This window comes from Gardnerella lacydonensis (assembly GCF_048545055.1).
Taxonomy (GTDB): domain Bacteria; phylum Actinomycetota; class Actinomycetes; order Actinomycetales; family Bifidobacteriaceae; genus Bifidobacterium; species Bifidobacterium vaginale_C.
On record NZ_JBKQXT010000001.1, the window covers coordinates 205,254 to 217,522 of the forward strand.

A 12,269-nucleotide genomic window follows, 5' to 3' on the forward strand; every position below is an offset into this window, starting at 1 on the left:
CATGACTAATACTCAAGATTTAGTAAAGCTTTCTGCTGCCGATATGGCAAAGGCTGTAAAAGCTAAAGAAGTTTCTAGCCGCGAGCTTGTTGAAGCTCACTTGGCAGTAATCGAAGCAGTCGAACCAGAAATTAAAGCATTCTTGCACGTTTCTGCAGATATTGCTCTTGAGCAGGCAGATGCTTTTGATGCTAAGAACGCTAAGGGTGAGACTGAAGGATTGCCTGAACTCGCAGGCGTTCCAATTGCCATTAAAGACATGATTGTTACTAAGGGCATTCCAACTACTGCAGCTTCTAAGATTCTCGAAGGCTGGGTTCCACCTTACGATGCTACTGTTATTGAAAAGCTCAAGGCAGCTGGCATGCCAATTCTTGGCAAGACTAATCTAGATGAGTTTGCTCAAGGTTCATCTACCGAGCATTCTGCCTATCAAACTACTTGCAATCCTTGGGATACTGAGCGCGTTCCTGGTGGTTCTGGCGGCGGTTCTGCAGCTGCAGTTGCTGCATTCGAGGCTCCTATTGCTTTGGGTACAGATACTGGCGGCTCCATTCGTCAGCCAGGCGCTTTAACTGGTACAGTCGGCGCAAAGCCAACTTATGGCGGTGTTAGCCGTTTTGGTGCAATCGCTATGGCAAGCTCCTTGGATCAGATTGGACCTGTTTCTCGTACCGTTCTTGACTCTGCGCTTTTGCAGGAAATTATTGGCGGCAACGATAGGCGCGATTCTACTTCTATTCCAGCTCCTGTTCCTCCAATGGCTCAGGCTGCGCGCGAGGGCGCTCGCCGCGATTTGAAGGGCTTGAAGGTTGGTTTAGTTAAGGAGCTTAGTGGCGACGGATTCCAGCCAGGCGTTGAAGCACGCTTTAATGAAGCTGTGCAATTGCTTAAGGATATGGGCGCAGAAGTAACAGAAGTTTCCTGCCCTCATTTCCCTTATTCTTTGGCTGCTTACTACATTATTATGCCTTCTGAAGTTAGCTCTAATTTGGCTCGCTACGACGGCATGCGCTACGGTTTGCGCGTAATGCCACCAGCAGACAAGCCTCAAACTGCAGCAAACATGATGGCCGCAACTCGCGAAGCTGGCTTTGGTGACGAAGTAAAGCGTCGTATTATTCTCGGCACTTACGCACTTTCCGCTGGCTACTACGATGCGTGGTATGGTTCTGCACAAAAGGTTCGTACGCTTATTATTCGCGATTTTGAAGAAGCGTTTAATAAGGTAGATGTTCTTGTTTCCCCAACAAGCCCTACAACGGCATTTAAGTTTGGCGAGAAGATGAACGATCCACTTTCTATGTACATGAACGATATTGCTACGATTCCTGCAAACATGGCTGGCGTTCCAGCTTTGAGCCTCCCAGCTGGCTTAAGTGACGATGGTTTGCCTGTTGGTATTCAGATTATTGCTCCGCAATGCCATGATGAAAAGATGTACAAGCCTGCAGCAGCGTTGGAAGCAGCGCTCGAAGAAAAGTGGAGCGGCCCAATCTGGAAGTCGCTTAAAGCTGGCTGGCTCGATTCATTGGCTAAGTAAAGTGAAATAAAGCTTAAATAAGAAGGATTCTCATGGCTGAAAAACTTATGAAATATGCCGATGCTGTGGAGCAGTTTGACCCAGTTTTCGGCTTGGAAACTCACGTTGAGTTGAGCACGCGCACAAAGCTGTTCTGCCCAGCAGAAGTATCTTTTGGTGGCGAGCCAAATACTCAGCTAACTCCTGTAAGCCTTGGTTTGCCAGGCTCTTTGCCAGTTGTAAACAAGACTGCAGTTGATTACGCTATTAAGCTCGGTTTGGCGTTGCATTGCGAGATTGCTGAGTGGAGCCAGTTCGCTCGTAAGAACTACTTCTATCCAGATATGCCTCGCGATTATCAGATTTCCCAGTACGATAAGCCTACTAATGGCAATGGCTACTTGGATGTTGAGCTTGAAGATGGCACTGTATTCCGCGTTCCGATTGAGCGTGCTCACATTGAGGATGATGCTGGTAAGAATACTCACGTTGGCGGCGCTGACGGTCGTATTGAAGGCGCAAATCATTCTTTGGTTGATTACAATCGCGCAGGCGTGCCTTTAATCGAGATTGTAACTAAGCCGATCGAAGGTGCTGGCAGCCGCGCTCCAGAAATTGCTGGCGCATACATGCGCGCTATTCGCGATATTGTTCGCGCGCTTAACATTTCCCATGCTCGTATGGAGCAGGGCAATATGCGTGCTGACGTGAACGTTTCGCTCCGCAGAAAGCCAACCGATCCATTTGGTACGCGTTCCGAGACTAAGAATGTGAACACATTCCGCGGTATTGAAAAGACGCTCCAATATGAGATTCGTCGTCAGGCTGCTATTTTGAGCGAAGGCGGCGAGATTTTGCAGGAAACTCGTCACTGGGATGAGGCAACTCAGACTACTGCTGGCGGCCGCGTAAAGTCCGACGCTGACGATTATCGCTACTTCCCAGATCCTGATTTGGTTATGCTTCACATCACTAAAGAGCATATTGAGCGCATGAAGGCAGAAATGCCGGAAATGCCTCGCGAGCGCCGTAACCGTTTGCAAAGCGAATGGGGTATTAGCGATCTTGAAATGCGTGATATTTTGAACGCGGATGCTCTTGATTTGGTTGAAGAAACCGTTAAGGCTGGCGCAAGTGCGGCAGGTGCTAAGAAGTGGTGGCTTGGTGAGCTTGCTCGCGAAGCAAACACTCGTGGCGTGACTTTGGAAGAATTGCCTATTACTCCGCAAGATGTGGCGCAAGTTGAAAAGCTAATTGCAGACGGCAATCTTAACGATAAGCTCGCTAAGCAAACTGTTGCATGCGTTTTGGCTGGCGAGGGTAAGCCTGATGAAGTTGTTAAGAAGCATGGATTCAAGGTTATGAACGACGACGGCGCTTTGGAAGCTGCTGTTGACGCTGCTCTTGCTGCTGATCCTGAAGTTGCAGAAAAGCTTAAGGCTGGAAATATGAAGCCGATGGGTGCAATTATTGGCGCTGTTATGCGTGCGACTAAAGGTCAGGCTGATGCTAAGGCTGTTACTAAGATTGTGATGGCAAAGATTAAAGGCTGATTTAAATTTTAGTTAGATTAAAATTTAGCTAGAAAAGAATAGTTTATAGATGCACTTTTTGCATTTTATGCTTTGCGTTTTAACCTTGTGTTTTATAGCATTGTGTAGAGTGCAAAAAGTGTAATCTTATATTGTAGTTGCTTACGCATTTGTATTTTGCTTATGCTTTTTGTAGAACTTTTTGTAACGCAAGGTCAATTAGGTACAGGAAACAGGTGAATATGCAGGAAGTCAATGCTGACTCTACAAACTCTCGAGAGCTACCAGAAAGTATTGTAATTCCGTCAATACGTGGCGAGATGGCTCGTCTTAGGCAAGCAACCATCGAAGATTTAGCGAGGATGGATTCATTACATGCTTTTGATGGTGCGGCTGTTATAACTGGCAAGGATTCACAATCTGAACGTGCTATGGTTCATGCGTGGGTTGAGCGTTCTGTGCAGTGGTCTTTGGGCAATAATGATAAAAGTATGTCTGATTATGCTGGAGCTATTGGAGATGCGCAATCGCGCCCGACAATCGCATGGTCGATTGTGCCAGATTTTATTGATGACGCTAAAAATACCAATGGCGATATTATTGGAATGATTTTCTTGATTGACATTGATGGTTGGTCTAAATCCGCTAGAATTCAGGTGATTCTAGGACGCGACTATAGGGGACGCGGGTATTCCAGAGATGCAATGCCTAGAGTTATGACGTATGGTTTTGCTCCAGACACAGTTGGTTTAGCATTGCATAGGATTTGGGTTGGTGTTCCAGCAGCGAATACGCGTTCTCTTTCTGTTTATCAGTCTCTTGGCTTTGTAAAAACTGGAACAGCTAGAGATGCTTTGTGGGATTCGCAAAATCAAAAATATCAAGATTTTGTTGTTATGGACACTCTCGGGGATGAGTATGATGCCATTCGTTCTCTAGACGCTTTTGGTCTGCACGTTATTGAAGATAATCCTGGTGTTTGTGAAGCGTTAAGTGCACATGAGCATTCAATTGCAATACCTGTTAGCAAAGATAATTCCGACGAATCATGGCCGTATAATGCGGCTACAGTCAAAGAAGATTCTTCTAAACGTGCATGGTGGCGTATTATAGGACGCGGTCGTAAGCGTAACACTAATGGCAATAATGCGGAAGGGAAGCGATGAGCGCTGAAGATCTCGACAATTACGAAACTGACGCCGAGCTTGCGTTGTACAAGGAGTATCGTGACGTTATTAAGCTTTTTACGTACGTTGTAGAAACTGAGCGACGATTCTATTTGGCAAACAAGGTGGATTTTAACGTGCGTTCTGCAGGTCAAGATGTGTATTTTGACGTGCAGTTAACAGACGCTTGGGTGTGGGACGTGTATCGCCCTTCGCGGTTTGTGAAAAACGTTCGTATTGTTACGTTTAAAGACGTAAATGTGGAAGAAGTGCAGAAAACAGATATCGATATTCCAGAATCTATCGCATGATAAGAGTATGCTAGTAAAGCTTATGTTTAGATTTTAATATAGATACGTGCTTGCAATTTTGCGATTTTGACTTTATAAAGCGTCTTTTAGGTATGGAGGAAAATTGACTGATACACAATCCCAGAAACAATCTGTAGTGATTATTGGTGGCGGTCCGGCAGGGTTGACGGCTGCGTGGGAGCTTGTAAAAGATGGTGGAAGTAATCGTTACGATGTAACTGTTCTTGAGGCATCTAAAGAGTTTGGCGGAATTTCTCGCACTGTAAAATACAACGGAAACCGTATGGATATTGGTGGTCACCGATTCTTCTCTAAAGATGATCGCATTATGCAATGGTGGCGAGATATGCTGCCGCTCCAAGGCGCTCCTTCTTACGACGACAAAAAACTGGGCAGACATCATGATTTAGAGGATGGCGGTCCGGATCCTGAAGTCGAAGATGAGGTTATGCTTAAGCGTCATCGCGTTTCTAGAATCTTCTGGAATCATCATTTCTTCGACTACCCTATCTCTCTTTCTGCGTCTACTTTGCGCTCTATGGGCTTTGTTCTTACTATGAAGGTTGGTTTTAGCTACCTTTGGTCTATGATTCACAAGTTGCCAGAAACTAATCTTGAGAACTTTTATATTAACCGTTTCGGTAAGAAGCTTTATTCAATGTTCTTCGAGGGCTATACCGAGAAGCTTTGGGGTAGGCATCCAAGTCAGATTTCTGCAGATTGGGGTGCTCAGCGAGTTAAGGGTTTGAGCATTGTTGAAGTTTTGAAGAACGCTGTTTCAAAACTTATGCCTAAGAGTAAGGCGGATCAGAAGGAAGTTGAAACTTCGCTGATTGAAGAATTCTGGTACCCTAAGCTTGGCCCTGGTCAGCTTTGGGAGACTGTTGAACGCCGTTGCCGCGAAAATGGCGCTACTGTTTTAACAGATGCAAAAGTTGTGGCGATTAAACAGTGCGACGGTAAAATTTCTAGTGTTGTCGTTGAAAATCAAGATGGTTTGCAGCAAGAGCTTCATGCGGATCAGTTTATTTCTTCTATGCCAATAAAAGATTTGGTTGCAGCTATTGAGCATGGCGCTGAAGGAAATGAGTCCGTGCAGGTTCCATCCGAATTACAACGAGTTGCTAAAGGCTTGCCTTACCGTGATTTTGTAACCGTGGGACTTCTTGTTAAGCGTATGCGTTTGCGTAATACGACTGATATTCCAACGTTAGGTAATCCTCCTATTGTGCCTGACTGCTGGATTTATGTGCAGGATCCAGGATACAAAGTTGGTCGTTTGCAAATCTTTAACAACTGGAGCCCATATCTTGTTAAGGATGTTGACAACACTGTGTGGATTGGTCTTGAATACTTCTGCAATGAGGGCGATGATTTCTGGAATATGAGCGACGAAGAGGCTCGTAAATCTGCGATTGATGAGCTTACTCGCATGCAGGTTATTGATGGCGAAGATGATGTTTTGGATGCTCATCGTGAGCGTGTTCCAAAGGCTTATCCGGCTTACTTCGATACTTATGCTCAGATGCCTGAGCTTGTTAAGTATTTGGATGGTTTTGGTAATTTGTATTGTGTTGGTAGAAATGGTCAGCATCGTTACAATAATCAGGATCATTCTATGGCTACTGCTATTGAAGCAGTGTCTAATATTAACAGTGGAAAACAGTCTAAAGATAATGTTTGGTCTGTTAATACAGAAAAGTCATATCACGAAAAGAAGTAACGCTTTTTCTTTTTGCCACGCCGTGTTGTTGTGAGTCGCATGAGTGTAGTAGCATACATTTATCAGCGATTAAGTCACATTGTTATGTGCTTATCGTTGTATTCACAACGGATTTTTCCGAAATCTTCCATGTAAAGCTCCAAGTAGTTTGTTTCTTGGGGTCAGGGAAAGGTATAACTGTGGCAACAAGCCAAAATCTTGATGATATGAAGCTTTCTGAGCTTAAGGATCTTGCGAAGCAAATGGGTCTGCGCGGTACGTCTACAATGCGCAAGCCAGATTTGATTGCTACGCTTACCGCTGCGCGAAATGGTGGGGATGCGCCAGCAGGAGTTAGCGTACATGTTCCTAAAAGCATTGTTAGGGATAGTCGTTCGTCGCTTAATGATGGGGATGATTCTAAATACGATTCATCTTCATCTTTTAGGTCGCGTCGCAATTTTGGTGACGATAGTGGTGAGTCTGCTCGCAAGTCTGCCGATGAGGATTTGTTAGAAAATCTCGGCTTGCCTGATTCTGTTGAATCTTCTGAATCTGATGAATCCGAAGATTCAAATAGAAGCGGTAAGTCTAGGCGTCGTCGTGAGTTTACGCGTGATAATCAATCTCAGCGTCGTCGTCAGTCTGATTTTAAAGATAATTATCGCGGAAATGATTCGGATGATGCAAATGATGCGGAAGATGATTTAGATCAGATTCTTGCTACTTTGCCAAGTGAAAAGTCTTCTGATTCTAACGCAAATCGTGATTCTGAATCTCGCAGGCAACGCGGAGCTTCGCGTTCTAATGGCGATGACGATTATGATACGCATTCAGATAGGAATGATAGATATCAACGCCGCATGCGTGGTCGTGGACGCGATAGGGATGATTACGATTCCCGCTCGGATCGCTCTGATCATTTAGAGCGTGAAGATCGTCCTACGAGGAATGATCGTTCTGATCGCAATGATATTCGTGAAGACCACGAGTCTCGTGAATCAGTTTCTCGTAGAGAGGAACCAAAAGAAGAGCTTGTTCCAGTTGCTGGTATTGTAGATGTGCTTGAATCTTATGCGTTTGTGCGCACTTCTGGATATTTGCCTGGTCCAAATGATGTTTACGTTTCTATGAGCCAAATCAAAAAGTATGGTTTGCGCAAGGGAGACGCGGTTCAAGGCTCTATTCGTGCTCCTCGTGAAGGTGATCGTAGGAATCAGCGCCAAAAGTTTGTTCCTTTGCAAAGCGTTGACAGCATTAATGGCATGAGCGTAGAAGATGCTCAGAATCGTCCGCAATTCGCTAAGCTCACGCCTTTGTATCCGCAAGAGCGCTTAAAGCAGGAGACTACGCCAAATCGTATGCTTGGCAGAATCATTGACCTTGTGGCTCCTATTGGTAAGGGTCAGCGTGGTTTGATTGTTTCGCCTCCTAAGGCTGGTAAAACAATCACTTTGCAAAATATTGCTAACGCGATTGCTGTTAATAATCCAGAAGTGCATTTGATGGTTGTTCTTGTAGACGAGCGTCCAGAAGAAGTTACCGACATGGAGCGCACTGTTCAGGGTGAGGTTATTTCTTCTACATTTGACCGTCCAGCATCAGACCACACTACTGTTGCGGAGCTTGCGATTGAGCGTGCTAAGAGACTTGTAGAGCTTGGTCAAGACGTTGTTGTTCTTCTTGATTCTATGACTCGTCTTGCTCGCGCATACAATATTGCTGCTCCTGCATCTGGTCGTATTCTTTCGGGTGGTGTAGATGCTCAGGCGCTTTACCCACCTAAGAAGTTCTTTGGTGCCGCGCGAAACATTGAAAATGGCGGTTCTTTGACTATTATTTCTTCCGCTTTGGTGGAAACTGGTTCAAAGATGGATGAAGTTATTTTCGAAGAGTTTAAGGGCACTGGAAACATGGAGCTTCGCTTGAGTCGTGATTTGGCAGATAAGCGTTTGTTCCCAGCCGTGGATATTAATTCTTCTGGCACGCGCCGCGAAGAGTTGATTACTCCTGCTCAAGAATTGCCTATTATTTATCGCTTGAGGCGACTATTTGGCGGTCTTGAGCCAGAGCAGGCTTATCAGACTTTGGTGCCACGCTTAAAGAAAACTGCGTCAAATCGCGATTTTCTCGCGGCGATTGTGCAGCAAGCGAATAATTCTACAAATGGCGGGTCGCCAGCAACCGCTGCTTAAGTAGGTTATGCTCGTGTAATTTTATAAATATAACTTTAAAAAATACACTTTAAATTACCCCTTGGTTTGATCAATCGAGGGGTAATTTTTATTGTTTATTTTTTAATACTGTTTTTATTACAAACTTATTTTGTGTTTTAAAACAAAAAAAATATACGTTTATATATAATTAATTTCCTATAAAATACACTATTCTTGGTAATTTTTACTATTGATAATGCGTATGCAAATAATAAAAATTAAATAATTATAATTAATTGTCAAAAGTTTATTCTCATAAACATTTGATATTTAATGTGAAAAACCGTGATTTTTTATATAATTTTGTTCTTTTTCGTTAAAAAATACGATACGATTGAATAGACTGCAGGGTAGCGCAATCTGAAATCCACGAAAGTATTCAGAAAGATGCGCTATATGAGGATGGAGGTCGTATGACAGGAAACTCTCATAAGATTGAAAATAATATTCCTTCTGGCTTGAACGCCAATGTGAGCACAGTTGCTCCTATAGATTCTACAGATGCGATTATCGTAGATATTCTTGAACACGATGGTCGTGCAACATTAACCAGACTGGCTAAAGCATCTGGATTATCGGTTTCTGCCGTGCAATCTAGAGTACAAAAGCTTGAGCGAAGAGGAATTATCACTGGTTACCGTGCATTGATTGACTATGAGCGCAGAGGCTTGCCAGTAAGCGCATTTGTTGCTGTAACACCTCTTGACTTTGAGCAAGAAGCATCTGTTCCAGCCAAGTTGAAAGATATTGAAGGTATTGAAGCCTGCTATTCGATTACTGGAAGCCCAAGTTTTATGCTCGTAGTTCGCGTTGCAACTCCTAGCAAGCTAGAAGAGCTAATTAACACAATTCACAGAATTGTGCCAGTTAGCACAGAAACAACTATGGTTTTGCAGACTTATTTCGACTAGAAGTAATATGTGTGAATTTCCTAAAGAATCGGTTGACGCGCGCAATCATTCGATTGAACCTAGTTGCAATGATCGCAACGATTCAATGAACGAGATTTTTGCGTTGCGTCAATCGATCGACAATATTGACAATGCAGTTGTTTCACTTCTAGCAGAGCGCTTTAAAGTCACAGAAAAAGTCGGAGAAATAAAAGCGCGCGCAAATCTTGCTGCGGAAGATAAATCTAGAGAAAATCGCCAAGCAGATCGACTTAAAAAAATTGCTGAAAAATCTGGATTAAAAGAAGAAATTGCGCTCGAATATTTACATTTTGTTGTAGCTGCCGCAAAAAAGCGCCATCAAGAAATCAAAAATAGCCAGAAATAGTCAAAAATAGACACAAGTATAGTTAAATCTAATAAAATCTAAAAAATATGCGCGCTTAGAGTCATAATAAAAATATGACTATCGCAACTGTTGAACGTTACGCGCAAATGCTTGATTCTGCAAGCAAAGGCGGATACGCATATCCTGCAATTAATGTTACTAGCACGCAGACCTTAAACGCTGCACTTCAAGGATTTGCAGAAGCGCAAAGCGACGGAATTATTCAAGTATCCGTTGGTGGCTCCGCGTATTTTTCGGGACAGTGCGTAAATAATCGCGTTGTCGGTTCGCTAGCGTTTGCTCAATTCGCGCATCAAGTAGCAGCGCAATATCCAAATATTACCGTTGCCTTACATACGGATCATTGTGCAGAAAGCTATTTAGATGATTGGATTAAGCCACTTTTAGCTTATGAGGCAGATCAAGTTGCGCACGGCAAAGAGCCGATATTTCAATCGCATATGTGGGATGGATCCACAGTTAAGCTTGAACACAATTTAGACGTTGCGGAAGAATTGCTTGAGGCGTCGGCGAAGGCTCATACGGTGTTAGAGATTGAAATTGGGGCTGTGGGAGGCGAAGAAGACGGTCATAGAGCAGACATTGATGAAAAACTATACTCAACGCCGCAGGACGCTATGCGAGTAGTTGAGCGATTAGGTTTGGCGGAGCGCGGAAGATATATGGCTGCTTTTACGTTCGGTAATGTGCATGGTTCGTACAAGCCTGGTGTTGTTAAACTGCGACCACAGTTGCTAGACAACATTCAAAGCGCTGTATACAACAAGTACAAGCTTGATTTATGTAATCGCAAGTTTGGTGTGCCAACAAAACCATTCTTGCTTGTGTTCCATGGAGGTTCTGGATCTACTCCCGAAGAAATTGCGCAAGCTGTAAGCTATGGTGTAGTGAAAATGAACATTGATACAGACACGCAATATGCGTTTACTCGAGCAATAGCAGATCACATGTTCCGAAACTATGATTCTGTTCTGAAAATCGATGGAGAAGTGGGAGCAAAGAAGCTTTATGATCCACGATCTTGGGGCAAAGAGGCAGAAAAAGCAATGGCTCAGCGTGTTGTTGAAGCCTGTGTGCAGCTTGGCTCTGCTGGTAAAGCCTTATAAGTTCATCAAGTCGCAAATTTAAATTCGGTATTGGCGTCGCGCTAGTCTGGACAAGTAGAAATTGTGCTTGTTTGGGCAGCGTTAGCCCAAAAAATGGAGGTGTTGCATGCCTGGAATTGTGCTTATTGGCGCTCAATGGGGTGACGAAGGTAAAGGCAAAGCGACTGATTTAATTGGTTCTAAGGTAGATATTGTCGCAAGATTTAATGGCGGTAATAACGCTGGACATACTGTTGTGGTTGGAAACGAGTCTTACGCTTTGCATTTGCTTCCTAGCGGTATAATCAGCCCTAATGTAACTCCTGTTATTGGTAATGGTGTTGTTGTAGACCCAGAGGTTCTGTTTGAGGAGATTGACGCACTCGAGTCTAGAGGTGTTGATTGCTCTCGTTTGAAAGTGAGTGAGTCTGCGCATGTGATTACGCCTTATCATCGCGTAATTGACAAGGTTACGGAGAGGTTCCTAGGCAAGCACAAGATTGGTACAACAGGTCGCGGAATTGGCCCGACTTATGCAGATAAGATTAATCGCGTTGGTATTCGTGTTCATGACTTGTTTAATGCAGAACATTTGAGGGATAAGGTTGAAGCTAGCTTGCATCAAAAGAATCAAATGTTAGTTAAACTTTACAACCAGCATCCAATAGATATTGATGATGTTACAGCACAGCTTGTGGAGCTTGGAAAGCGTTTGAAGCCTTATGTTGCAGATACTTCGCTTATACTGAATCAGGCTATGGAAAATGGCAAAACCGTGCTTTTTGAAGGCGGTCAGGCAACTATGCTGGATGTCGATCATGGAACTTACCCATTTGTAACATCCTCAAATCCTACTGCAGGAGGCGCTTGCACGGGAACTGGCGTTGGTCCAACTCGTATTACGCGAGTAATTGGAGTTGCTAAAGCCTATATCACTCGTGTTGGTGAAGGTCCATTCCCTACGGAACTTTTGGATGAAAGTGGCGATTGGCTGCGCGAGCAGGGTCACGAATATGGTGTAACTACTGGCCGCCCTCGCAGATGCGGATGGTTTGATTCCGTTGTAAGTCGCTATGCTACTCGCGTAAATGGCTTAACTGATATTGTTCTTACCAAGTTAGATGTTTTGACTGGCTTAAAAGAAATTCCAGTTTGCGTAGCTTACGATGTAACTTTGGCTGACGGAAGCGTTGAGAGAGTGAACGAAATGCCAGTAGATCAGTCTCTGTTTGCTAGCGCTAAGCCAGTTTACGAGATGCTTCCAGGTTGGAGTGAGGATATTTCTCAAATTCACAAGTTTGAAGAATTGCCAGCAAATACTCAAAGCTACGTAAAGCGCTTAGAAGAACTTTCCAAGTGCCGTATTTCGGCAATTGGTACTGGTCCTCAGCGCGACCACATTATTGGCGTTCATTCGCTGATTGACTAGTGGCTAT

General features: G+C 43.9%; 10 protein-coding genes. All 10 read left to right on the forward strand.

Annotation, left to right across the window (positions count from 1 at the left end; genetic code table 11):
* Position 1: 1 nt before the first annotated feature.
* The 10 genes from gatA (at position 2) to ACJV45_RS00990 (ending at position 12,262) form a co-directional block, all read left to right on the forward strand.
* Positions 2–1,543: an Asp-tRNA(Asn)/Glu-tRNA(Gln) amidotransferase subunit GatA gene (gene gatA, locus ACJV45_RS00945; RefSeq protein WP_419397452.1), complete on the forward strand. Its 1,542-nt coding sequence runs from the start codon at positions 2–4 to the stop codon at positions 1,541–1,543.
* A gap of 32 nt (positions 1,544–1,575) precedes the next feature.
* On the forward strand, positions 1,576–3,075 hold the full coding sequence (gatB, locus tag ACJV45_RS00950; protein ID WP_004120380.1) for an Asp-tRNA(Asn)/Glu-tRNA(Gln) amidotransferase subunit GatB: 1,500 nt from the start codon (positions 1,576–1,578) through the stop codon (positions 3,073–3,075).
* Positions 3,076–3,296: 221 nt separating this feature from the next.
* A complete protein-coding gene (locus ACJV45_RS00955) occupies positions 3,297–4,220 on the forward strand; it encodes a GNAT family N-acetyltransferase (protein ID WP_116692374.1) in 924 nt (307 codons plus the stop codon).
* Positions 4,217–4,531 (forward strand): DUF2469 domain-containing protein, encoded by a 315-nt coding sequence (locus ACJV45_RS00960; protein ID WP_004105898.1) that lies wholly within the window; start codon positions 4,217–4,219, stop codon positions 4,529–4,531. Before ACJV45_RS00955 ends, ACJV45_RS00960 begins: the two co-directional genes overlap by 4 nt.
* Positions 4,532–4,634: 103 nt before the next feature.
* Complete coding sequence (locus tag ACJV45_RS00965; RefSeq protein WP_004120384.1) at positions 4,635–6,254, forward strand: NAD(P)/FAD-dependent oxidoreductase; 1,620 nt, start codon at positions 4,635–4,637, stop codon at positions 6,252–6,254.
* A gap of 179 nt (positions 6,255–6,433) precedes the next feature.
* A complete protein-coding gene (gene rho, locus ACJV45_RS00970; protein WP_019261707.1) occupies positions 6,434–8,428 on the forward strand; it encodes a transcription termination factor Rho in 1,995 nt (664 codons plus the stop codon).
* A 434-nt stretch (positions 8,429–8,862) separates the two neighbouring features.
* Positions 8,863–9,360, forward strand: coding sequence for an Lrp/AsnC family transcriptional regulator (locus tag ACJV45_RS00975; protein ID WP_004114142.1), 498 nt, complete (start codon positions 8,863–8,865; stop codon positions 9,358–9,360).
* Positions 9,361–9,367: 7 nt separating this feature from the next.
* Entirely contained in the window at positions 9,368–9,727 is a 360-nt protein-coding gene (locus ACJV45_RS00980) for a chorismate mutase (protein WP_419397453.1), read from the forward strand.
* A 74-nt stretch (positions 9,728–9,801) separates the two neighbouring features.
* Positions 9,802–10,854, forward strand: coding sequence for a class II fructose-bisphosphate aldolase (fbaA, locus tag ACJV45_RS00985; protein WP_004574472.1), 1,053 nt, complete (start codon positions 9,802–9,804; stop codon positions 10,852–10,854).
* Positions 10,855–10,960: 106 nt separating this feature from the next.
* Positions 10,961–12,262: an adenylosuccinate synthase gene (locus ACJV45_RS00990; RefSeq protein ID WP_415703389.1), complete on the forward strand. Its 1,302-nt coding sequence runs from the start codon at positions 10,961–10,963 to the stop codon at positions 12,260–12,262.
* Positions 12,263–12,269 lie beyond the last annotated feature (7 nt).

What these genes read in the sequence shown, in the direction of transcription:
- ACJV45_RS00990 (WP_415703389.1), top strand. Translation starts at nt 10,961, where the DNA reads ATGCCTGGAATTGTGCTTATTGGCGCTCAATGGGGTGACGAAGGTAAA.
- ACJV45_RS00960 (WP_004105898.1), top strand. Translation starts at nt 4,217, where the DNA reads ATGAGCGCTGAAGATCTCGACAATTACGAAACTGACGCCGAGCTTGCG.
- ACJV45_RS00975 (WP_004114142.1), top strand. Translation starts at nt 8,863, where the DNA reads ATGACAGGAAACTCTCATAAGATTGAAAATAATATTCCTTCTGGCTTG.
- fbaA (WP_004574472.1), top strand. Translation starts at nt 9,802, where the DNA reads ATGACTATCGCAACTGTTGAACGTTACGCGCAAATGCTTGATTCTGCA.
- ACJV45_RS00955 (WP_116692374.1), top strand. Translation starts at nt 3,297, where the DNA reads ATGCAGGAAGTCAATGCTGACTCTACAAACTCTCGAGAGCTACCAGAA.
- gatB (WP_004120380.1), top strand. Translation starts at nt 1,576, where the DNA reads ATGGCTGAAAAACTTATGAAATATGCCGATGCTGTGGAGCAGTTTGAC.
- ACJV45_RS00980 (WP_419397453.1), top strand. Translation starts at nt 9,368, where the DNA reads ATGTGTGAATTTCCTAAAGAATCGGTTGACGCGCGCAATCATTCGATT.
- gatA (WP_419397452.1), top strand. Translation starts at nt 2, where the DNA reads ATGACTAATACTCAAGATTTAGTAAAGCTTTCTGCTGCCGATATGGCA.